The sequence below is a fragment of the Microbulbifer sp. ABE4_465 genome (assembly GCF_056160765.1).
This window is the reverse complement of sequence record NZ_JBSWXV010000011.1, coordinates 22,926-47,007: the sequence shown is the minus strand read 5'-3', so window position 1 is coordinate 47,007 and position 24,082 is coordinate 22,926. Positions and strand designations below refer to the sequence as shown.

15 protein-coding genes are annotated in these 24,082 nt (G+C 56.6%); 6 read left to right on the top strand and 9 right to left on the bottom strand.

Features of this window, described 5'->3' with window-relative positions; genetic code table 11:
• Nucleotides 1-323: 323 nt before the first annotated feature.
• Both ACXAG1_RS15375 and ACXAG1_RS15370 read right to left on the bottom strand, forming a co-directional pair.
• Complete coding sequence (locus ACXAG1_RS15375) at nucleotides 324-3,458, bottom strand: efflux RND transporter permease subunit (RefSeq protein ID WP_475120187.1); 3,135 nt, start codon at nucleotides 3,456-3,458, stop codon at nucleotides 324-326.
• Between the two features lie 2 nt (nucleotides 3,459-3,460).
• On the bottom strand, nucleotides 3,461-4,720 hold the full coding sequence (locus ACXAG1_RS15370) for an efflux RND transporter periplasmic adaptor subunit (protein ID WP_475120186.1): 1,260 nt from the start codon (nucleotides 4,718-4,720) through the stop codon (nucleotides 3,461-3,463).
• Nucleotides 4,721-5,078: 358 nt separating this feature from the next.
• Between ACXAG1_RS15370 and ACXAG1_RS15365 the strand changes: the two genes are divergently transcribed.
• Nucleotides 5,079-7,430, top strand: a complete 2,352-nt coding sequence (locus tag ACXAG1_RS15365; RefSeq protein WP_475120185.1) for a Tex family protein — start codon at nucleotides 5,079-5,081, stop codon at nucleotides 7,428-7,430.
• Between the two features lie 120 nt (nucleotides 7,431-7,550).
• Here ACXAG1_RS15365 and ACXAG1_RS15360 read toward each other — a convergent pair whose 3' ends face one another.
• Genes ACXAG1_RS15360 through ACXAG1_RS15350 form a run of 3 tightly spaced genes read right to left on the bottom strand, consistent with a single transcriptional unit; the run spans nucleotide 7,551 to nucleotide 10,785 of the window.
• Nucleotides 7,551-8,777, bottom strand: coding sequence for a DUF418 domain-containing protein (locus ACXAG1_RS15360; RefSeq protein WP_475120184.1), 1,227 nt, complete (start codon nucleotides 8,775-8,777; stop codon nucleotides 7,551-7,553).
• Nucleotides 8,778-8,779: 2 nt separating this feature from the next.
• Nucleotides 8,780-9,844: a pyridoxal-phosphate dependent enzyme gene (locus tag ACXAG1_RS15355; RefSeq protein WP_475120183.1), complete on the bottom strand. Its 1,065-nt coding sequence runs from the start codon at nucleotides 9,842-9,844 to the stop codon at nucleotides 8,780-8,782.
• Nucleotides 9,841-10,785, bottom strand: coding sequence for a GHMP family kinase ATP-binding protein (locus tag ACXAG1_RS15350; RefSeq protein WP_475120221.1), 945 nt, complete (start codon nucleotides 10,783-10,785; stop codon nucleotides 9,841-9,843). Before ACXAG1_RS15350 ends, ACXAG1_RS15355 begins: the two co-directional genes overlap by 4 nt.
• Before the next feature lie 130 nt (nucleotides 10,786-10,915).
• Between ACXAG1_RS15350 and ACXAG1_RS15345 the strand changes: the two genes are divergently transcribed.
• From ACXAG1_RS15345 to ACXAG1_RS15325, 5 genes are read left to right on the top strand one after another with little or no spacing between them, the layout of a single operon-like run.
• On the top strand, nucleotides 10,916-12,184 hold the full coding sequence (locus ACXAG1_RS15345) for an ATP-grasp domain-containing protein (RefSeq protein ID WP_475120182.1): 1,269 nt from the start codon (nucleotides 10,916-10,918) through the stop codon (nucleotides 12,182-12,184).
• A 3-nt stretch (nucleotides 12,185-12,187) separates the two neighbouring features.
• Nucleotides 12,188-13,009 (top strand): Rossmann-like domain-containing protein, encoded by an 822-nt coding sequence (locus tag ACXAG1_RS15340; protein ID WP_475120181.1) that lies wholly within the window; start codon nucleotides 12,188-12,190, stop codon nucleotides 13,007-13,009.
• A gap of 2 nt (nucleotides 13,010-13,011) precedes the next feature.
• Nucleotides 13,012-14,247, top strand: coding sequence for an MFS transporter (locus ACXAG1_RS15335; protein WP_475120180.1), 1,236 nt, complete (start codon nucleotides 13,012-13,014; stop codon nucleotides 14,245-14,247).
• A gap of 37 nt (nucleotides 14,248-14,284) precedes the next feature.
• Nucleotides 14,285-16,555, top strand: coding sequence for a TonB-dependent receptor (locus ACXAG1_RS15330; RefSeq protein WP_475120179.1), 2,271 nt, complete (start codon nucleotides 14,285-14,287; stop codon nucleotides 16,553-16,555).
• A gap of 31 nt (nucleotides 16,556-16,586) precedes the next feature.
• Entirely contained in the window at nucleotides 16,587-18,659 is a 2,073-nt protein-coding gene (locus tag ACXAG1_RS15325) for a TonB-dependent receptor plug domain-containing protein (protein WP_475120178.1), read from the top strand.
• A gap of 58 nt (nucleotides 18,660-18,717) precedes the next feature.
• Here ACXAG1_RS15325 and ACXAG1_RS15320 read toward each other — a convergent pair whose 3' ends face one another.
• The 4 genes from ACXAG1_RS15320 to ACXAG1_RS15305 all read right to left on the bottom strand — a co-directional run bounded on the left by ACXAG1_RS15320 (nucleotide 18,718) and on the right by ACXAG1_RS15305 (nucleotide 23,984).
• Nucleotides 18,718-19,596, bottom strand: a complete 879-nt coding sequence (locus tag ACXAG1_RS15320) for a hypothetical protein (protein ID WP_475090986.1) — start codon at nucleotides 19,594-19,596, stop codon at nucleotides 18,718-18,720.
• A 126-nt stretch (nucleotides 19,597-19,722) separates the two neighbouring features.
• Nucleotides 19,723-21,309, bottom strand: coding sequence for a bifunctional AfsR/SARP family transcriptional regulator/alpha/beta hydrolase (locus tag ACXAG1_RS15315; RefSeq protein WP_475090987.1), 1,587 nt, complete (start codon nucleotides 21,307-21,309; stop codon nucleotides 19,723-19,725).
• A 202-nt stretch (nucleotides 21,310-21,511) separates the two neighbouring features.
• Complete coding sequence (locus ACXAG1_RS15310; RefSeq protein ID WP_475090988.1) at nucleotides 21,512-22,186, bottom strand: pseudouridine synthase; 675 nt, start codon at nucleotides 22,184-22,186, stop codon at nucleotides 21,512-21,514.
• 88 nt (nucleotides 22,187-22,274) lie between these two features.
• A complete protein-coding gene (locus ACXAG1_RS15305) occupies nucleotides 22,275-23,984 on the bottom strand; it encodes a phytoene desaturase family protein (RefSeq protein ID WP_475120177.1) in 1,710 nt (569 codons plus the stop codon).
• Nucleotides 23,985-24,082 lie beyond the last annotated feature (98 nt).

Sequence of the window (24,082 nt, the reverse complement as noted above, 5' to 3'; positions counted from 1 at the left end):
GTGAACCCCCGCAAGCGGGCCCGGCCTCCAATCATAGATTGGCGTCGTTCGCCTGCGCACGAAGCGGTGCTTCGTAAACGCTTGCCTCACCCCTGGGCGCTGCGGCGCAAACATCCTGTTTGCGACGCTTTCAAAAACCAATCCCCGGCACTCCCCCTTCATTCCGTTGTTCGCGCTTCGTAAGAAGTAAAATGCGAAGCCCCTGATCGGGGCGGGGTGATTCGATACGGAACGATTGCCGATGAGGTTGTGGAGTATCGGATTACCCCGTCCCGATCAGGGGCGCCACCGGCCCCAAAAGAGCCCAGCGGCGCGCAGCCCAATCAGACGTTCTCGAAGCTAACCGGCAACTCCTCAGAAGCCTTTTCGCCTTTAAACTTGACCCGCAGCACCTCGATCACCTTATACAGGTTCGGCACCAGAATCAGAGTCACGAAGGTCGCACAAAGCACACCAAACGCCAGGCTCACCACCATCGGAATCAGGAACTGCGCTTGGATCGAGCGCTCGAACATAATCGGCACCAGACCGATAAATGTCGTAATGGAAGTCAGGATAATCGGACGGAAACGATCGCGCCCCGCCTGCACCACCGCATCCATCACCGCCAGCCCCTGCGCCCGCAGCTGATTGATCCGGTCCATCAAAACCAGGTTATCGTTCACCACAACACCCGCCGCCGCCAGGAAACCCAGCATCGACATAATGCTGATGTCATAACCCATCAGCAGATGGCCCAGAATCGCACCAAAGAACCCGAACGGCACCGCCGTCAGAATCAGCAGCGGCTGCGAATAGGAGCGGAACGCAATCGCCAGTAGCGCGTAAATGGTGAACAGCGACAGGATAAAGAACGCCAGAATCGCCGTGCCGAACTCCGCCTCTTCCTGCATCTCCCCAGCGGTCTTCAGACTGAATCCCGGGAAGCGCGCCTCCCACTGCTTCAGGTTCTCATCGCGCAGCTGCTTCAGGATCTCGAATGCCGGCGCCGAGCCCGGAATCAGCTCTGCGGTCACCTGCACCGTGCGCTCGCGATCGTTGCGACGGATGGTGGTGTAGCCCGGCACATACACCGCATCGGCCACCGCACTGAACGGCACCTCACCCTCGGCGGTGCGCACACGGATACGATCAATCTGATCCTCGTTGGCGCGCTCCTCCTGTGGATAACGCACCATCACCCGCACATCTTCACGGCCGCGGGGAATGCGCTGCACTTCCTCACCGTAGAAACCCTGACGCACCTGCTTGGCCACATCGGAGAGACCGATGCCCATATTGGTGGCGTGGGGTTTGAGCTGGATCTCGATATCCTGACGGGCGGCAATCAGGTTGTCGCGCACGTCGTACACACCAGCGAAGTTGTTCAGCGCCTCTTTCACTGCGTCCGCCGCGCGGCGCAGCTCCGCCATATCACCGGAAGCGGTGCTGAGGTTGAGGGACATGCCTTTGCCACCATCGTTGATGGTGTGCTGGATGTTCATCTCTTCCACACTGGCGGGCAGCTCACCCACATACTCGCGCCATTTCAGCGCCAGCTGTTCGGAGGTGACGTCGCGCTGCTCGCCATCGGTGAGCTGCAGCAGCACCGTCACGTTGCCGCGCCACAGGAACACCATGGTGTTTTCCACGAACGGAACGCCGCCGTTCAGGGCCAGCATTTCCGGGTCTTTGGCCAGCTTCTGGCCCGCGCGCTCGAATTTTTCCAGTACCCGTTTGGACTCTTCAAAAGACTCACCCTGGGCCATGGTAGTGCGCAGCTCCAGCATGTCGGACGGGACCTGCGGGGAGAAGGCGGAACCGATATAGCCGCCCTTGAACACCGCAAACGACAGGATCAGTGCGACGAAGAAAATCATCACGGTGGTGCGGCTGTTGCTGAGGGACTTCTCCAGCAGCGGCATATAGTACTTGTCGCCAGCCTGTTGCATGGCCTGGGCAAACTTGCCACGCACCGCCTGCAGTTTTTTGCCAACGCCGGAAGTCGCCTTTTTCTCCGGCTTCAGGTTAACCAGGTGCGCGGGCAGGATCAGCAGGGATTCCACCAGGGAGAACACCAGACACAGCAGCACCACCACCGGCAGCGCCATCATCATCTGCGAGGTCACCCCGGGCAGGAACAGCATGGGTACGAAGAACACCATGGTGGACACCACCGCAAAGATCACCGGTGCGGAGACGGTTTTCACCCCCGTTTCCGCGGCCTGAAGCCCGGTCTCCCCGCGGTCGTGGGCGGCGTGCACCGCTTCCCCGACGATAATCGCATCGTCCACTACGATCCCGAGAATCATCAGGAAGGCGAACAGCGACAGCATATTCAGGGTCACACCTGTCACCGGCAGCAGCCAGAAGGCGCCCATAAACGCGGTGAAAATACCCACCGTTACCCACACCGCCAGCGCCGGGCGCAGGAACAGCATCAGCAATACAAACACCAGCGCGAGACCGGTGACCGCGTTCCAGAACAGCATGCTCATGCGGCTTTCATAGGCTTCGGAGAAATCGAACCAGGTTTCGAACTCCATCCCCGGCGGCAGAGTTTCGCGCGCTTCCTTCATGAACTCGCGGATCGCTTCGGCGGTGGCCACCACGTCCAGCGGCTCGCCCTGCATGACCCGCAGGTTCATGGCAGACTCGCCGTTGAAGCGGATGATGGATCCCTCTTCCTCAAAGCCGTCGTTGACTGCGGCCACATCGCCCAGCAGCAACTGGGTGCCGTCGGCGCGGCTCAGCAGCGGGATGCGCTCGAAGTCCGCCTGGGTATAGGCCTGGCCGCGAGTCTGTACCTGGATATCACCGCGGTCGGAACGCACACGGCCCGCCGGCAGGTCGAGAGAAGAGCGGCGCACCGCATTGGCCACATCGTCAAAGGTCAGGTTGTAGCGGCGCAGATTGACTTCGGAAACCTCGATGGACACTTCATCCGCGCGGTCACCCCACACATCGACACGACGCACACCGGGCAGCAGCATCAGCTTGTCGCGCAGGTCCAGCGCGGTCTGCTTCAGCTGACGGTCGGAGACGGGACCGCCGATGGCGATCATCATCATCTGCTGTTCCCACTCTTCCAGCGCGATCACCGGGCGCTCGATGTCCGAGGGGAAGGTACTGATGGAATCCACCTGCACCTTGATGTCGTTCAGCAGGCGCAGCTCGTCGTAACCCTCCTGGGACTCTATGCGCACGGTGCTGTGGCTGCGGGCGGACCAGGAGTTGATCTCCTTGATGCCCTTCACCTCGGCGATGGCCTGCTCGACCCGCAAGGTCACCTGCTGCTCCACTTCCGCGGGGCCGGCGCCGGGGTAGCTGATGTCGACCTTGACGATGCCGGGGTTGATGGCTGGGAACACCTCGCGGCCCACGTGGGAAATACCGAAGATGCCGCCGATGATGATCATGATCATCAGCAGATTGGCGGCCTTACTGTTGCGGACGAACCATCCGATGATGCCTTGCATGATCAGTGGGCCCCCTGCGCGGAAGCGGTGGCACCGCTGCTGTCGGAGTCTTCATTTTCCGCGTCAGCCGCCGGGGCTTTTTCGCCCAGCATCAGCCCGGAGGGCTTTTCGTTCAGCGGGTTCGGGGTCAGCACCATGCCCTCGCGGGAATAGCCGAGGCTGGAAATCACAACTTTTTCACCGGTGGCGAGATTGCCGCGCAGCCACACCTGGTCGCCCACCGCCTGCAGCAGCTGCATATCGCGGAAGCCCAGCTGGTTTTCCTCGTTCAGCACCAGAATATGGCTGCCTTCGTGCAGGGCCTGGCGCGGCAGCACACTGATGTCGTCGTAGGTCTTGCCGGCAATCTGCGCTTCTACAAACAGGCCGTTGATCAGCGGCGCTTCGCCGGCGTAGGGATTCTGAATCTGGGCTACCGCGTAAACGAAGCGGCTATTCGGGTCGATCGCCGCCTCGGTGCGCACAATCTGGCCGCGCCACTCGCGCTCTTTACCGGCCAGATTGGCGGCAACCCGCACCGCCGGGCCATTCTCGATGGCGCTTCCCAAAGGCAGCTCCAGCAGGGACAGCTGATGGTCGGTCAGCGGCAGGCGCACTTCCGCCACACCGGTGCTGTGAATGCGCGCGAGCTTGGTGCCCGGAGTCACGTACTGGCCGATATCCACCAGGGTCTCCACCACGCGGCCGGCGAATGGCGCCTTCACCCCGGTGCGCTCCAGGTCCAGCTTGGCCTGATCGCGATCGGCTTTTGCGGCCGCGAGGCCGGCTTCGGCGGCGGCCAGCTGCGGCTCGCGCAGGAACAGGCTATTGGCAGTCTTGGTGCCCAGATCGCGCCACTCGCGTTTGGCCTGCTTGGCCATACCCTGCTCCTGGGCCAGGGTCGCGGCGGCATTGGCCACCTGGGATTCGGCGCGGGTCAGGGCGTGACGGTAATCCGCCGGCTCGATCTGGATCAGGGAATCCCCCTGCTTGAAGAATCCACCGGGTACAAAAGCGTCGTTCACGCTCTCGATCACCCCGCCCACACGGGCCACCACCTCAATCTCGTGGCGCGCACGCACGGAGCCCTGGCTGGGCACCAGCAGGGTCTGGCGGCCGGGGGTTGCATAGACCACATCGGCCACCGGCGGCAGCGCCGCTTCTGCAACTTTTTCCTCAGGTTTGGGGGCCAGAAGAGTCACTGCGGCTACAGCGGCCACGCCCACTACAGCAACAATTCCCAGAACCTTATTTTTACCGGAGCTTTTTTTCGGAGAATTCACAGGTATTTCCGTTGATCAAAATTTAACTAGTTGCGCATTCTACAGGGCTCGCACCACTTTGGAACCACCCCCGGCTGCAGGCCGTCGCAGCAGAATGCAGCTGACCGCAAATGACCATTGGGGCCGATTTCCTGCCAGCCTTTCATGGCGTTTTCAATCTTGGTGACCGGCGCCGCATGGCCCATAATGGCCGCCCTTTTTTGTGACCGACACGAGGGATTGGACAGGGGAATCTCCTGCACTATCGCCTGCGCCGGTCATTCGCGCGCCCATTTCTATGACCTGATCCGGCGCCGCCGTCGAACGGATGAAATACCGATGACTCACCAAGTGACTTTCTGAGGAAGCAGATAACAAGATGTTGGATATCAACGCCCGTATTGCCGAAGAACTGAACGTGCGCCCACAACAGGTGGCCGCCGCCGTAGGACTGCTGGACGAGGGCGCCACGGTGCCGTTTATCGCCCGCTACCGGAAAGAGGTCACCGGCGAACTGGACGACACCCAGCTGCGCACCCTGGAAGACCGCCTGCGCTACCTGCGCGAGATGGAAGAGCGCCGCGCCGCGATCCTCAAAAGCATCGACGAGCAGGGCAAGCTGACCCCGGAACTGGCGCAGCAGATCAACGCCGCCGACACCAAAAACCGCCTCGAAGACCTCTACCTCCCCTACAAGCCCAAGCGCCGCACCAAAGGCCAGATCGCCATCGAAGCGGGCCTGGAGCCGCTGGCCGATGCCCTCTATGCCGATCCCACCCTGAACCCGGAAGAGGAAGCGCAGAAGTACCTCAACAGCGACAACGAAGACGCCGCCCTGCACGTCAAAGACATCAAGGGCGCGCTGGACGGTGCCAAGTTCATCCTGATGGAGCGCTTCGCCGAGGACGCCGAGCTGCTGGGCAAGCTGCGGGATTTCCTGAGCCGCGACGGCCAGGTGAAATCCAAGCTGCTGGACGGCAAGGAAGAGGAAGGCGCGAAGTTCCGCGACTACTTCGAATACGCCGAGGACTGGTCCAAGGTGCCGAGCCACCGCGCACTCGCCATCTTCCGCGGCCGCAACGAAGGCATCCTGGCAATCAATCTGGGGCTGGAGGGCGACGAAGAACGCGCACCGACCCAGGCCCATCCCTGCGAGGCGATGATCGCCCGCCATGTGGAAATCGAAGACCACGGCCGCGCCGCGGACAAATGGCTGGGCGAAGTGGTGCGCTGGACCTGGCGCATCAAGCTGCTGACCAGTCTGGAAACCGACCTGCTGGGCCAGCTGCGCGAGAAGGCGGAAGAGGAAGCCATCAAGGTGTTCTCCCGCAACCTGAAAGACCTGCTGCTGTCCGCCCCCGCCGGCCAGAAAGCCACCATCGGCCTGGATCCGGGCCTGCGCACCGGCGTTAAGGTGGCCGTAGTGGACGCCACCGGCAAGGTGCTGGACCACACCGCCATCTACCCGAACCCGCCGCAGAACAAGCTGGCGGAATCCGCTGCGGTGGTCGCCACACTGGCCAAGAAATACGACGTGGGCCTGATCGCCATCGGCAACGGCACCGCCAGCCGCGAGACCGACAAGTTTGTCGGCGAGACCATCAAGCAGTTCAAGCTCACCGCACAGAAGGTGATGGTGAACGAGGCCGGCGCCTCCGTGTACTCCGCCTCCGAATTCGCCGCCAAAGAATTCCCGGATCTGGACGTAACCATCCGCGGTGCCATCTCCATCGCCCGTCGCCTGCAGGACCCGCTCGCGGAACTGGTGAAGATCGAACCCAAATCCATCGGCGTGGGCCAATATCAGCACGACGTATCCCAGTCTCAGCTCGCCCGTTCACTCGATGCGGTGGTGGAAGACTGTGTGAACGGCGTCGGCGCCGAGCTGAACTCCGCGTCCGCACCACTGCTGACCCGCGTGTCCGGCCTGTCCGCCTCCATCGCCGCCAACATCGTCACTTATCGCGATATGAACGGCGCTTTCAAAAGCCGCGCCCAACTGAAAGAAGTACCGCGCCTCGGGCCCAAGGCTTTCGAGCAGGCCGCGGGCTTCCTGCGCATCAACAACGGCGAAGACCCGCTGGACCGCTCCGGTGTGCACCCGGAGTCCTACATCGTGGTGAAACGCATCGCGGAAAAGAACGGCCGCGAAATCAACGGCCTGATCGGCGACTCCGCCTTCCTGCGCCGCCTGAATCCCGCGGACTACACCGATGAAAAATTCGGTGTACCCACGGTCAAAGACATCATCAGCGAACTGGAAAAACCCGGCCGCGACCCGCGCCCGGAATTCCGCACCGCCAAGTTCGAAGACGGCGTCGAGGAGATCAAAGACCTGCGCCCCGGCATGGTTCTGGAAGGCACTGTCACCAACGTCACCAACTTTGGTGCCTTTGTGGATATCGGCGTGCACCAGGACGGCCTGGTGCACATCTCCGCTCTTTCCGAGAAGTTCGTCAAAGACCCGCACGAAGTGGTCAAGGCGAACGACATCGTCAAGGTAAAAGTGATGGAAGTAGACGTCGCGCGCAAGCGTATCGGCCTGTCCATGCGCATGTCTGACGAGCCCGGTGAACAGGGTAGCGGCGGCGTCAAGAAAGGCGACCACCGCGAGTCTCGCCAGGCGACCCGCCACAACAACCGCAGCCGTCAGCAACAGCAGGGCGGCGGCAACGGTGGCCGCGGCAGCATGGGCGACCTGCTCGCGGCGGCGATGAAGGGGAAAAAATAATTTTTTCCCCTTCACAAATAAGGATGGGCGGTCACTGGCCGCCCATTTTTTTGCCTGGATCCAGCCGATAAACATCGGTCGCGATGATGGACCACCCGAGCCTAATTCATGGCTCGATTTTCATGCAATACCGGAACGGGCCTCGGCGCTTCGCTTCCGTTCTGCCGAGTAGCTCAAGCGCCGCCACAAATACTCGACAGGGCCAAACTGAAACCTGCTCAGCCAGAATCGTGCGAACAGGAACTGGACCAGCAAAATTCCGATGCCAAAAAAGACGATCGAATAAAAGGGCAACTTCCCCATCAACCCGAAGCCATAGGCATAGAAAAGTAGCACACAAGAAATGCTTTGCATCAGGTACATCGTCAACGCCATCCGCCCCACATTCGCCAAACTGCCGAAGCTGGCACCCGCACGCCATAGACGGTAGAACAGCGCCATATATCCCAGCGCCAGAACGATACACCCACAGTGGTAAATCACACCCTGAACCAGTCCCAAACCACCCAAAGAAAACGGACTACCTGTTTCATACTTGATATACGCATAGCCCAGATTCAACAGGGCCCCCAGGCCCAGCAAACAGAACACACTGCGCCAACTGGGACTAGACGCATTCCCTTGCAGATATAGACGAACCAGATAAATACCCAGTAAGAACTGCCCCAGAACCTGAAACGGGCGCCCTGTTTTCAGATACGACATAGCGCGGGGAATCGCACTCAATACGTTCCCCCAAAACACCTCCTCAGCACCACCACCTGCCCGCAATGCCAACAGGCTTACCCCCTGGTATCCCAACCATTGCCGGAGGGCATCCGCCGCCGATTTCAGCGCGCTCCAAAAGGGATGCGTATGTGAAATTGCCAGGACAACGTGAATAACCAAAGGAAAGATCAGAAGCACCACTATGCACGGCATCAGCAGGCGATTCTCAAGCCGCAGAAACAGGAGAAGACAGACACCAAGAAGACTGTACAAGGTCAGAATATCCCCATGCCAGATCAGGTACATGTGGGATACTCCGAACACAAACAGAATTAGCATACGCCGCAGCCAGAATACTGGAAACGTTTGTCGATGGCTCTGAAAGCGGGCGTACTGCAACCAACAACCGGCGCCAAGCAACATGGCAAAAATACTGTAAAACTTCCCTTCCACAAAAAAATCGATCGCAAACAAAACAGCCCGATCAATCCCGGGCAACGCCTGAACCTGAGAAAAACTCAAAGAGTAGAATCCGGTGAAACTCACCAGGTTGGCAAAAATAATCCCGCACAAAGCAAAACCACGCATTGCATCGAGCAGAACCACCCGATCCTTTGTCGGCTGCATGCTTCCAGACATTGTCACGCCTCCACCAATGCGGTTTGATGATCTATTTCTCTGGCCTCATAGTCTAAATTCCGGTTGTGGTAAACACCGTGGCGCTGCCAATCCATCAGGCACCAATCCAGACAAAGATCACTTACCGAGTCGATTACTTTTGGACAAAAATTCGATACATCTCTGGCATTTTTATGCGCCGAGAACACCGGCTCCAGATACCGGTATCCCAAATCAGCGCCGATAAAAATACAGGGATCATCCGCTGCTACAGTGTTCGCACACCATTGCGCCACGGTATAACAGGAACCCGTTGACAGGCCGGAGAAAGCTGCATATTTCTTTAATAGCTCGATGGACCCGTGCCGACTGTAATCAAAGGAAATCCAGTGGATATAATCGTATAGATTCGCACGAACATTCCTGAATGGTATTGAGCTGCCTATACCTGCGATAATAATATCTGGATCTTCTACATGCTCGGAATTGAACGTCACACTGCCAAATGGCTGTACACCATGAAGGCACACCTCCCGGCCCATCTCTCGCAAATATCCCGCCGTCGCACCTGTTGAGCAACCCGACCCCACTCCACCCACCAGGGTAAGCTTTTGCTCTGAAAAGTTCTCCGCCAAAAGCCGGGCAAACTCCCGATAACCCCGGTAATGAATACTGTCGTGGTACTGCTGCATCCAGTGCACATCATCGCGCTGCTGTAATATTTGCTGTATGCGCTGCACCCGGTTATTTTGATCCATCTTCAGATTGGGCGCAGAAGCTGCAGGTTCAACCGTTGCCCCAAGAACCTCGAGCTGTAGCTTGAGTGCCGGATCAACAGTTTTCGATGCAACGATGTGGCAGTTTAGCCCGTATTTATGACAGGCCAACGCCAGCGCATAAGCGTATATGCCACTCGAGCTGTCGAGCAGTGTTTGTCCCGGCGCCACAACTCCGCTTTCAAGCAGGTTCTCGACTGCCGCAAGGGTTGAATACACTTTCATGGACTCAAACCGGGCAAAGTAGAGGTTTCCTTTCAGATGTACCAGATCGGGCGTTTTTATAGCTTCAGAAATATGTGTGTGGATCATGCGCGAATCTCTGCAAACTGACAGTAGCCACCGAGCTCCCGGTAAAACTCTGCCACTCTCTGAAACACATCGACAGGCGGTGGCTGGCAATAAAGCAGCCCTACCACCGATCCGGTGTGCGCCACAATGACGCCCTCCGCTGAAAAATCCGACTGCGCGCTAAAAATTGACTGAAAGTGGGGCTTCGGGATCACTTCATTCGAAAGCTCCGCACTTTTTGTTGAGACATGACACATTGCTTTGATGTCTGCCGATGAAAGTGCAAGTTCCGCGCTTTGAAAGAGATCCCGGTAGTGACTGTAATTACTTTTGTAGAAATCGACCAAAAGCGACTTGGTACCATTGGTATCCAGGGTCGCTGTCTCGTGCATGTAAAGCGCGTATAACGAAGGAATTTTATCGAACTGATGAATGACTTTGTGATTTGAGCTGCAGAATAGGGACAGCTGACTCAAGAACACGGCGTCCGATCGCTCAATTTTCGCCAGAATCCGTATCACCTCATCGGTCGTCAGTGGGTGCTGAATATAATTCGCAGCACAGCGCAATATTGCCACAATATCTGCCGTAGAACTGGCCATGCCTCTTGCAACTTCCAGATCACTGGTAAAGGACCAGTAACCGCTCGGCCAGATCACTTCATGATCCCGACAAAACAGGTCCAGCGCGTGAAACGCATTCACACGCTCAGGCGTCGCCAGTCTCTGATCCTGCAAACTGCTAAAGCCCGTTTCACATGGCGTGAAATACGCCCAACTATATTTTGGGATCAATGACGAAACCACCACGATTTCATCGGCATCGTCCGCGGCTGGTCCCTGGAACAATTCTCCGAGCGCTCCACGGCAAACGCCAACAAATGGTTTCCGCCCCTGGACTGCTCCTCCACCCGAAACAGTTTTATTCCGAGAATTAAAATTGGCCTGATATTCATTCAGCATTTGGCGCAAGTTCCCTCTTGTCGATTCCGGGTTGTCTGAATGCCCCGCTTGATGTTACGGTATAACACAACCGATAAGCTAATTAAAACCAGAATAGGATTTTTTCTGGTCGCTCACAAAGGGAATTCCCATGGCACACTTGCTTCTGATTGAGAACTGGGTTGAGGGTACCGGCAGGCTTTTCCCAAAAGCCATTCGTGATCTTGGTCACACATTCACATTTATCACCCGAAACCCCAGCCACTATCTGGACGAGACGTCCCAGAAAATGCATCCCATATTTTTCTATGCGAAAAATATTCTTACCGCCGAAACCAACGATATCGACGCACTCATTGCGTTCCTCTCCATTCAGCACCAGGCTCTGAAGTTCGACGGTGTATTAACAATCTGTGACTACTATGTTGATACCGTGTGTCAGGTCGCCCGCGCTCTAGAATTACCCCAGTCATTCTCCTCCAATGTCAAAACCATCCGACGCAAGCACCTGGTCCGGAAAACACTCGAGCGTGCGGGGTTACCCAACCCCAGGTTCAGCGCCTGCAATGACTGGTCCAGCACACGGGCAGCGGCTGTCGACATTGGCTATCCCTTGATTGCCAAACCCTCCGACCTGGCATCCAGTGCCTATGTACAGCTGGTAAAAAATGAAGATGAGTTACGTGTCGCGTATGACAAGCTGACGAGTTTTACCCATAACTTTCGCGATCAACCAAGAGATACCATCTGCCTGCTTGAGGAGTACATGGATGGCCCAGAAGTGAGCGTGGAAGCGATTACGCATCAAGGGAAAACATCGGTCTTAGGGATAACGGACAAATCCGTGACCGGGCTGCCATATTTTATTGAAGACGGGCACATGTTTCCGGCAGATTTACCCGAAGAAAAATCCGTGGAAATCGTTAATTTTGTGCGGGCAACGCTGGAAGCTGTTGGTCACGATCACGGAATCAGTCATACCGAAATAAAACTGACATCCAAAGGACCGAGATTAGTAGAGATCAACCCCCGCCCCGGCGGCAACTACATTGTCGAACTTATCCAAAGGGTGACCGGTATTGACCTGCTCAACGTGCACATCGAGCTGGCACTCGACAGGGAACCAGATCTCTCCAGCCTGGAGAATATTCAGGGAAGTGCTGCCATCAAATTCCTGGTCCCTCAATCCCGAGGAAAACTGATCGCGATCAATGGTGAGGAGCAACTGAAGAACTGTGCAAACGTGCAGAGATGGACACTGAAGCAAGCTCAGTCTCAAGACATTTACCCGCCAATTGACAATGCCTGCTACCTCGGCTTTGTCATCACACACGATGAGAGCGGCAATAAAGCCCGAGACTATGCAGAACAGGCAATCATGCGACTCACGCCTGATATTCGAGTAGAGGCGGAAGCCTGAGTCATGACATATAAATCACAGAAAGAGCTTCCCGTTGACAGTCTGATCACACGGGTTTTACAGGGGCAGTATGAACTGGATGCACATCAATGCTCCGTAGCCGGCGCATTTGCCGTCCGACAGTTCACTAAGTTTTCCGGCGCAAGCCACCGCTACCGAAATTTTTATCTACTCCTGCGCGTAGGATCGGCTTTTGGCGGGTGCTGTGTTGAAGCTGAGCAACTGGATAAAATCGATACAGAATCGCTTGCCGGTATCAACCTGGCTAACCTACTTGAGTGCGCGGCACTGCCGGTACGTATCGCTGCACTCGACGCCTATTTTGCACTACTGAAGCCACACCGCGACCAGCCACAGGCAACCAGAGTTGAACTGCCCCAGGGCACACCATACGAACGAGCAATCGCACGAGACCGGGCTATTGTCAGCCTGCAAGCTGTGGAAGCAGATGAAAATGTCGGGCTTATCGGTGTGGTCAATCCGATTGTGGAAGAAATTGAAAAGCGAGGTGCACAGTGTCTACCCTGCGATTTCAATATGACACGCACCAGCACAGGGATAAATGTGACCCGGGATATGGATCCGGTCTTACGTCGCGCCGACCGTCTGATTGTGACCGGCATGACCCTTTCCAATGGCTCGTTTGACACAATTTTACAGGCTGCCAAAGAAAGGAATATTCCACTATTGGTCTATGCACAGACGGGCAGCGCTATTGCGCCGCAGTTTTTGGGCAGTGGTGTAAGCGCTGTTTGCGCTGAGCCATTTCCCTATTCACAGTTTAGTGCGGAGCCAAGTTCTATTTATCTGTATCGCGCAGATTAGATATGTCACAACACGTCCAACCGTACTCCGATCATCCGGGCCCGCATAAATCAAGCTTGCGTTGGCTGCTGGTGTACACCTTTTTTATGGTGGTCGGTTTCAGCATGGTCATCCCGCTGGTGGCGGTGCACTTCGTCAGCAACCTGGGTATGGCAACCGCAATCGTTGGCATCGCACTGGCTGTCAGACAGATCGTTCAGCAGGGGCTGACCATTGCCGGAGGTTTACTGAGTGATAAGTTCGGCATCAAACCAATGATCTGTATTGGCGTGTTGGTGCGAGCCTCTGGCTTTGCAGTTTTGGCCACAGCCTCTGAGCCTGCCGGTCTAATACTGGCAATGACACTCTCGGCTTTAGGTGGCGCCCTGTTCGAAGCGCCCTACCAGGCTAGCATTGTAGCCCTTACTACAGAAGAAGACCGAGCGCACTATTACCTTCTGAGCAATTGGGTCAGCGGTATCGCCACAGCACTCGGACCACTTTTAGGTATAGCACTCCTACAATTTAATTTTGAGGTCGTTTGTTACGTTGCCGCACTATGTTTTTTGGCGAACAGCCTGATTGCTGCCGTATTTATCCCCACTTGTCGCCCGCAAGAAGCCAGAAATTCGAGCATTAGCAACTTGGCATTGGTATTAAACGACAAACGATTTGTCTTTTTCACCATGTTCATGATGGGTTACTGGTTTACGTCCGTACAGTTCAATCTCAGCTTTCCACTTTGGGCTGAAAAATTGAGTGCACATCAGGAAAGCGTCGGATTCATGTATGCCATGAGTGCAGTAATAACGATACTTGCCCAATATCACCTGGTAAAAAGACTGGAACGGAGGTTCAGCACTCTACAGATCTTCCTTACAGGTCTTCTCATTATGTCGCTGACCTGCGGTGCTATCGGGTTTGCAACCAGTTTCCCGGTCTTTTTGGGGTTGGTGGCTATTTACACGTTCGGCGTTCTGATGACGCGGCCCACTCAGCAAACTATCACGGCCAGCCTCGCAAACAAAAATGCGCTGGGCAGCTATATGGGATTCAGTTCTTTAGGGCTGGCTGTTGGTGGCGGACTGGGGAGTTGGCTTGGCGGGATACTTATCGATACCGCCCGTCTGTATCAACTCTCGGTATTGCCCTGGTTAACCTACAGCTTAATCGGACTAATAAGCACCCTCCTGCTATTTAAGCTGATCAGCAAAAACCAAACCGTAAATTCCCCTACCGGAAATACTGCAAGCGCTTAGCGCAATTTATCCCTTCACCAAAACCTGGTTCAATATTATGAATATCAATACTGGAATACGCTTGCGTTATTGTGCATTGTTCTCATCCATCGTCTTTGCCGGTTATGTGCAAGCAGCAGACGAGTCGAAGGTGGAGAATGTCGAACCATCAGACATTGAAGAGAGTAAAGCGATCGAGCACATGGTTGTCTTCGGAAGCCCTGTGGGTAATCTCGGCCTGAATGAGACTTCCACTACATCGAACCGCCTTGGCCTCACCGCAATGGAGACACCAGCCACCATTGAGGTTATTGATGCAGAAGTGATGCGCGCACGAGGATACACCAAGCTTTCAGATTCTCTCGCGAACCTACCTGGCGTGGTGACTGGTGAACAGCCCTCCGCGCCCTCGACTTTCTCCATGCGCGGTTTTACCCGCGGCCAGATTACGGTATTGCGTGACGGATTGTGGATAGGGCCCAGCACCATGGTGATGCGTCCGCAAAACACCTTCAATTTGCAGCGCGTGGAAATCCTACGTGGCCCAGCATCCGTGTTGAATGGTATCGGCTCCGTGGCGGGCACCGTAAACGCGATCACCAAATCGGCATCCGCGGATATGGATCAGGGCGCTAACCTGCAACTTGGCTACGGTAGCTTTGACAGTCAACACATCGGGGTTGGCAGCCAGGGGGAGATCAAAGAGGATCTCTGGTACACCCTGGATTTGAGCCACTACGACAGCGAAGGCTATGTGGACCGCACCAACGCCGAATCCAACAACCTGACTGGCAGTGTGTTCTGGGAAGCCAGCGATAAGCTCAACTTCAAACTGAGTGCTGACTACTTGAAAGACGACGCCGGCAGCTACTACGGTACCCCGCTGGTTCCACGATCGGCCGCGCGCGACCCTCTAGATGTTATCCAAACAGAACGCGATGAAGTTATCGATGGCGCAATGCGCACTGACAACTACAATGTTGCCGATGCCTATGCTGAGTCAGACCAGCTTTTCCTGCGCCTGGACAGCGAGTGGAAGATTAACGACAACATGCGCCTACAGCATACCCTGTTCAAGTTCGATGCCGACCGTGCATGGCAGAATGCCGAGGGTTATGTGTACTGTACCGATGTGGTGGGGACCTGCACTCAGCAAGGTGAAGTACAGCGCTATTACGGCTACTTTATTCTGGATCACGAGCAGGAAGTACTCGGAAGTCGGCTAACACTCAATATCGATTCAGAGTTCAGCGGTGTCGAAAGCCGCTCTGTATTCGGCATTGAGAATACCAAGCTGGATTTTGTTCGCTCGCGAGGCTTTCGTCGCAGCGTCGCCCAGGAAGCAGGCGATGGAATCGACCCATGGAATCCAGAACCAGGTAGCTACGGTCCTCGGGAACTCCGCGGCGTTAGCCCAACAGATATCGACACCTATGCGGTATTTTTCGGCAACGCACTGGAACTCACGGATAATCTCAGTGTTGTCACCGGCATCCGCCACGAGGCTCTGGATCTCACCCGCGAGAACTTCAATGCGGAAGGGGTATCGGAAAATAACGGCTTTGCGCGAGAGTACGACTGGGTGAGCTGGCGGCTCGGCGGGGTCTATAGTATTTCCGATGACGTCGTGGCTTATGCACAGTACAGCAATGCCAAAGACCCGGTCAGTTCAAATATATTTCTGGTGAATAACAATCAGGACTTTGACCTCACCGATGCTGCGCAAGCAGAAATCGGCCTGAAAGCGAACTGGCTTGAAGGTGATGCCGAGTCCACCATCGCGCTTTATCGTATTGAGAGAGACGACGTCTACGAGCGTTTTTCCCTGGACAGCGTCACCAACGTGGGCGGAAGACAATCCAAAGGGCTGGAGGTCTCCACCTCGTTTACCCTCAGTGATGACTGGCGTATAGGAGCCAATGCGGCCTATACCGATGCGGCCTTCCAGCGCTCAGCCAATATCGACACCTTCGCTGGCAATACACCGCCCAACGTCCCCGAGTTGACCGCCAGTCTGTTTACCAGTGTTGATAACGTCGCCGACCTGCCCTTAGAAGTCGGCGGCTCGGTGCACTATATCGACGACCGCTATGGGGACAACCCCAATACCGTAGTGCTCAAGGGTTATACCCTTACCAACCTGTTTGCGGCCTATCGCGCGGAGAACTATCGGATTACGGCGCGGATCGACAACCTCTTCGACGAAGACTATGTATCCTGGTCCGACGTTTTCTACCTGCACCAGGATAGCCCCGGTTTCATTTACGCCAACCAGCTTATGCTGGGCGCACCTCGCAGCGCCAGGATAGTCCTTGACTATCAATTTTAAACGGACTCGTTGAGCAACCGGGAGAACTAACGTGAAACCGATATGGATATCGTTGTGGATTGCTGGCAGCACTGCCGCGCTTCTGACACATTCGCCGTCACAGGCCCAGTCCAACACAACCTTGAGCGCACAACGGGAGGTTTACTCGACGGAATATTTTTCCAGATACACCCCGCAGACCGCACTGGATATGGTTTCACGTCTACCCGGGTTTTCCCTAAAAGAAACCGACGATGATGTTCGAGGATTTGTGGCGGGGGCTGGCAATGTGCTGATCGACGGCCGGCGCCCGACCACAAAGTCCGGAGGTGTCGAGGAAGCACTGTCACGTATTCCTTCGAGACTGGTGGAGAAGATCGAGATTATTCGAGGCGCCTCAGGTTTGTCCGATGCTTCTGGACAGTCCGTCCTCGCCAATGTCATACGCAAAGATTCCACCGCGGCAAAACGGTTCACGTTCTCACTGGGTGGCACAGAGGGCGAGGAGCTATCTTCGGCTGCAGAGTTTGGCCTCTCGGATACTTTTGGCGAGTGGGAGAGCGCAATCAAGCTCAGTGCAACCCAGGAGCGTCAACCCCGTGCGGCAGAGATTCGCAGCTATTCCAATAATCGCGACCTGATGGGGCGACAGAAAGAAACGCGCCCCAGCACACTCAATGAGGTCTTTCTTTCCGGAGATACGAAGCAGAAATTCTCCAGTGGGAATCAGTTACTGGTTAACGGACGCATCGGCTGGAGCCAGTACCTTACGGAAACCACCAGGCAGGATGTCCCGGATCACCAGTCAAGCACCCCCTCACAACGGCATTTCGACAATGACCGAGACAGCCGCTACTACACCGGAGAAGTAGGGATTGAATGGCAGCAGCCTCTGAGCAATCAACTGCAGTTGCGTATTCTTTCTATCAATAATGCTCAGAACTGGAAAGTAGACTCAGACTCGCTCATGGAAATCCCTTTGGGCAGCCCCGCAAGCATGTCTAACTTAGCCTTCGAAGAGCGCAAGGGTGAGCATGTGTTGCGCACGCTGTTGAGTTTCACACCAGATTCCCCCAAGCGGCTCACACGCTCCGAGTTTGGCGTAGAAGCGGCTTACAGCCATCTGCGCAGCTGGCTCGACTTTTCGAGCCGAGATCTTGACCTGAACACACCGGAAACCACTGACGGGTCATACTCGCAAGCGAAAGAGCAACGCGCCGAAATTTTTTCAAACACGACCTTTCAGCTTTCCGGATTTACGGTGGATTCCGGCCTGGCGGCGGAATATTCACAGCTGACAGTTACCGGCGACAGCAATGATCAACAGTCACTGTTTTTTTTAAAGCCATCACTCGCCATTGCCTATGACCCCGGCGAATCGACACAGTTCAGGATTGATCTACGCCGGTCCGTTGGCCAACTGGACTTCAGCGACTTTGCAGCAAGCGCCGATCTGGTCAATAACCGCCAGCTTTCCGGTAACCCCCGCCTGCGGCCGGATTCAAAATACCGTGCCGCTACCAGTGTGGATTATCGATTCTCTGAAAATGGCGTACTCGCGCTGACGCTCTATCGAGAATGGCACCAGGATGTTCTCGAACGCATTATTCTGCCCTCCGGGGCATCCGCGCTGGGAAATGCTGGAGATGCCATCAGCCACGGTGTGGATACAACGCTGAACCTGCCGCTAACCGCATTGATTCCGAATGCGGAGCTGGTGTTGAACGGAAACTATATCGATACTGAATTTGAAGACCCGGTGACCGGAGAAACTCGGCCACTGACGGACATCAGCGGCCCCTCGTATAAGGCGGACTTTCGGCAAGATATCCCCTTCTACAGTCTCTCGTGGGGCGTCGGGTACCAAAGTCGTGAGGAGAGCGAAGAATTTTTCGTGGATGAGTACAGCTATCTTCACACCCGCGGCTACTGGACAGCATTTGTAGAAACGGCCATTTTCGATGCGTTCAAAGTGCGCCTGCAAGCGGACCAGATCGGAGATGAACAGCAGAAATGGGAGCGCTGGCTCTACGAAAACGACCGCAATGGTATCGCCGACACTATTGAGCTCACCGAACGTCAGCGAGGTGCCAGGGTCATGCTTACTGTAGATCGGACTTTCTGACAGGCTTCCAGTTATAGCTTCATTTGATCAACGCCGAAGACTGCCCTGGGTACCCGGTCTAGGTTGCCATCACTCTACGGGTCCAGGGTTGCCCCAGTGCCTCGGGCTCGTTGAACAGGAAGTCAGAAATGGCCTGCATAATTCGGGTTTTATCCCCGGTGTGGAAGTTCACATTGCGCAACTGATCGAGATACAGGTTGAATGTGGGACGTACCACACCCCCCTGTGGTGGCCGGAAAACCAGCTGGTGCCAGGAGTATTCCGGTGTATAGCCAAAAAAGTACAGGCCGAGTAACTCCCGCGCGAACACCCGCGGATTTCCGCCATCGAAAAACATTTTTTTGCTGGCATTGAAAAAGGACTTCCAGGCGTTTTTCAGCGCTGGCGTTTCACCAAAGCGCGAGGCATTCACCGCGAACCGGGTTACCTTGTCGCCATTGATTCGCTCCCAGCGCAACTGCTCCGTGGACGTGAGTGCGAGAGCAAACTGTTGTCGACCGCAGGCGGCGCCAATAATCAGGGCGTCATTCAGGATTGGGGTCCAGCCTTTCTCGCTCAGAATACTGCCACTGCGCACAACCGCCGCCGGATTTCTGTCGGCTGTGGGACTGGGGTTGGTCGTACGCCCGATGCGCCGCATGACCTCTGCGTAGACATGTTCCTTGGTGACCCTGTCCTGTATTCCATTGGCCCCGGTGATGCCAAAATTGCGGATATAGGCATCATCAAGCCGAATTTGCGTGCCGCCGAGCAGAGTGAGCTTCAACATGTTGGTGGCGGTCGCGCGATACAGGTTGTACGCACAGTGGATGTAGTGCGCCATGGTGTTTTCGTCGTTCCAACTACCGGTGCGCCAGTTCCCCACCCAGGCATTATCCGCCCGGTACTGCTCTCTCAACCCCATTAACTGACGGGTAAATTCCGTTGCCGTAAGCATTGTGACTGTGACTCCCTGTAGCGTTTCCCGAGTGGTTCATTGGCCACAAGGCTACAGGAGTGACGTGTTAGTCAGCATTTGAAAAAGCGTGGTAATCGGACAGAAGTTGTTGAGGATCCCTTGATATCAGTGCCGCGCGATAAACTCGCGCACTGCCCGCAGGAAGTCGCGAGAAGCGGCTTCACGCCCCAGCAGCAAGTGGCCGTTGCTATCCAGCCCGACAAACTCCGCATTGGGTATCGAGGCGGCCAGATTTCGCCCCACCTCCACGGGGATTCGCTGATCACCCAGCGAATGGAGAACCAGAGTGGGCACCCGCACTTGCGCCAGCCGTGCACGCACGTCGATATCACTGAATACCGACAGGAAGCGCACCGCATTTTCCGGCGAAGTAGTACGTCGCTGAAACTCATTGAACCAGGCAAGCTCCTGGCTATTGGCAGAGGGCAGGAACGTCGAGGAGAAAATCTGCCGGTAGGCCGGGTTATCCTGGCCCCAGCCCGTAGCGGTCAGTGTCATCACCGCTTCGCGCTCACGGGTCAGAGCGTCGCTGGCACCAATCCGCCAGCCCGCGGCGTAGCCGCCAAACAGAATCAGGTGCCGCACCCGCTCCGGGTAGCGCACCGCGTACTCAATAGAGACTGCCGCGCCCTGGGAAATACCCAGCAGGGAAAACCGCTGCTCCCCACAGGCATCGACCACCGTTTCCAGATCCGCGACAAACGAGTCGAAGGAAATTTCGTCGACATTCCAGTCGGACAACCCATTGCCACGCTCGTCGTAGCGGATAAAACGGTGGTCCGATGCGAGCTCCCGGAACAGGGGACTCCATATGGGGGCATCCCAGTCGCGCTCGAGGTGCGTTAGCCAGTTGGCCGCCTTGATAATTGTCGGCCCGTCACCCACCGAGGCGTAGGCGATACGCACACCGTCACTGGACCGACAGAAGTGAATTTTTTGTCGCGCCAGCAACTCGGCCCCGCTGGGGCTTTCCGGCGCAACGCTCGGGCCAGCGCCGACCGGCAGGCGGTCCCCGGCAGACCAGGGAATCATCGCCCTATGAAAGCGCTGCTCCAGTTCCCGGGCGATACGCGCAAGCTCGGTGGAGAACCCCATGCGATCCAGCAGGGTCACCAGGGTGGTCGCGGCGTTCGGGCACAGGGGTGCGAGCTCTTGCCAGCGCTGTGCCCAGGAAAGCTGTTCATCCAGAGAGCAGTCAGGGTGCCGGGACAGACGCGCACAGACTTCCGACAAACGCCGCTCCTGTTCGCGCCGCTCGCCGATCAGCCAGCGCTGGTAGATTTCCTGCTCCGGCAGCTCCAGACCTTCCAGAAACGGAGTGTTCAGCTGCCTGGAGATTTCGACAAGGCGGGAAACGGACAGCGAGGGGGATAGCAACTCTTGCGCCAGCGCCCGACTATCGATCGCGATATCGCTGACATCCAGTGCCACCCGTTCACGGTCGGCCAGCAATCGCTCACACCCTGCGATATTGACCAGCGGCCGCAGTTTACTGAGCGACCAGCGCAATGAACCCCGAGGGTCGTTCGGCGATTCCCAGAAGGCCTCACACAAACTGTCACGACGATGTGGGCGCGCCGTGATGGCGAGGTACGCCAGCAGTGCCCGCGTGCGCTTGGACGCGGGCAATTTAATTTCGACATTATCATTGATGAGGGCGAGACCACCCAGGGTATTGATCGCAACCGCCACCGGTAACTCCCTTTAACACTTGTAATGCACCTGTCGCAGTCATTGCTGGTGCAGCCAGCCGGCAACCCCTGTGCCCGCATCCGGATGATACCCGGCCACTGTTTATCAAATCACAAAATTTTCGCAGGTTTGCGAAGCCTTTGCGCTGAAATGGGTTTTTCGCTTTGCTAGACAGCGAAAATTTCTGCCAGCTGCGGCGCTTTCACCCCGCAGGGAACTGAAACTCAGGTCCCGCATTGCAGAAAAAATGCATTGGTCGTGCCAGTACGGGATGCTCAAACCCCAACTCCTGTGCATGCAGCAACAATCGCGGGGCGGCGCTCAAGGCTTCCGGATGTGCGTAAAACGGATCGCCGAGAATAGGGTGACCAATGGCCTGCATGTGCACGCGCAGCTGGTGCGAGCGTCCGGTTGCCGGGAAAAGCTGTAAAAGCGTGGTAGTACCGTCACTATCGAGCTTGCGCCAGCGGGTCTGTGAGGGCTTGCCCGATTCAAAACAGACCTTCTGCCGCGGCCGGTTCGGCCAGTCGCAGATCAGTGGCAGGTCTACCTCCCCTTCATCCCCTTCAGGCTCGCCCCACACCCGCGCCAGATAGCTTTTTTCCACCTGGCGATTCTGGAACAGGCCACTCAGCGCCCGATGCATATCGGCGCCTCGCGCCATTACCACCAACCCCGAGGTATCCATATCCAGGCGATGTACGATCAGCGCATCCGGGTATTCGGCCTGGGCGCGGCTGGCAAGGCTGTCTTTGTGTGCCGGATCGCGGCCGGGCACAGTAAGCAGGCCACTGGGTTTGTCCAGTACCAGCAGCTGGGCGTCACTGTAGACAACATCCAGATAGGGGGAGGAGGGGGGATTGTAGGGGCGCAACACTCGGTCTCGGGGCAGTCTCGAATGCGCGCAAGCTTACGCAATTTCGCCCGGATTTGCGCGCCTGTTGCGGTAACAGCGCCACCAGGCTTTAGCGCGCCTCACCCGTGTGGCTGCCAGTTTGCCCCGGGGAGATTTCACTGTGCACGGACGGACTGCCGAACACCCTGCGTAAAAGCGCCGTTCCCTTGCGCCAGCCAAGCAGGCTTTGCGCGGTTACAACGCCGGCAAACATGGCTCCGGCAACACCGCAGCTCATGATGTCCTGTCCGGTCAGGTAAAGGCCTTTGATGCGGGTCTTCGGCCGCAACCATGCCTGCTGGAAACGATCGGGATCGTGGTCCAGTCCGTAAATTTCTCCGCGCTGGTACTCACAGAAATAGCGCGTGGAGAGAGGTGTGGACAACTCACAGTAGTCGATCTGCCCGCGCAATTGCGGAAAATGGGTAAACAGGTGCTCCAGCAGGCGTTCACTGAAGCGCTGCTTCAGCGCTTCGTAGTCGCTACCGCGCTTGCCCCAGGTTTCCGATTTCCAGGACTGGAACCATTCAAACTTGGCCGGCGCCACGATTTCGATGGTGGCGCGCCCCGGGTAGCGCTGCTCAAAGCTCGGGTCCTTGGCTGAAGGGAAGGAAATATATACCAGGGGGATTTCCGCGCGCTCGTCATCGAGAAATGCCGAAAAATCGCCCTCGTAGTCGGCACCGGGGTATATCCAGTAGTTGGTTTTCGGCAGAGCCAGCTGCGCCGCTGTTTTCTGCAAACCGATATACAGACACAGGTGACTCATGGACGGGTTTACCTGTGCCAGCGCACAGGGATAGCCAGCCGCTTGCGCGGCGCTCTGCGGCAGCAACTTTTCAAAGGTATTGAACACTCCCGCATTGGAGATGACCGCCGGCGCATGTATCTCGGTCCCATCGGCCATGCGCACGCCGGTCACCCGTTTGCCATCCAGCAATAGGGTTTCCACCTGCGCGTAAGTGAAAACCTCACCACCGGATTTCTGAACCTGCGGAATAATCGTTTCCGCCATCTGACTTGAACCACCCACGGGGTAATACCCCCCGTACAGGTAATGCTTGGCGATCAGCGCGTGAATAATGAAACTGCCGGTTTTCGGCGTCATGCCGTTGTCGCCCCACTGCCCGGTCAGTACCGCGATCAGCTCCTCGTTGTCGGTCAGCTCGCGCAATACGTCATAAGTGGTTTTGTTGAGGTAGGGTGGCCAGCGTAGCTTTTTAACCAGCGACAGAATCGGCGAACACCAGCGCGGCAACAGTTTTTCCATCGTGATCAATGGCATGGCCGCAGCCACGGCCATCACTCGCTGCAGATACGCTTCGATGACCTGTCGCTCACCGGGAAACCGCCGCGACAGTTCGGCAACAAACGCTTCCCGCCCCGCTACCAGGTCGTACTGCCGGGTACCCAGGCAGATACGATCGTACGTCGAATCCATCGGTGCCCACTTCAAGCGCCCCCCGGAAATAAAGTCGAACAGTTTGCGAGTCATCGTGGGGTGCTCCCCCACATCGCCAATGTAGTGCACACCCACATCCCACTCGTAACCATTGCGGTCATAGGCGTGTGTAAAACCGCCGGCGGTGTAGTGCTGCTCGAGCACCAGCACCTTCTTGCCTGCTTCACTGAGGAGCGCGGCGGTGGTCAGTCCGCCGATACCGGAACCAATCACAATCGCATCGTAGGGTCCATTGAGGCGGCTGGCGCGATAGCGGCGGCCGATACGCAAACGGCTGGGCTGCGGACTGCCAGCCACTGAGGGTTTGGAGTCGGGCATGGGATTCCTCGGGCTTTCTATTGTTATTGTGCGCTACCCCACCACCTTAGACATCGCCGGGACCATATGCAATCAGTTGCATAATGTGGCAGTCCCTC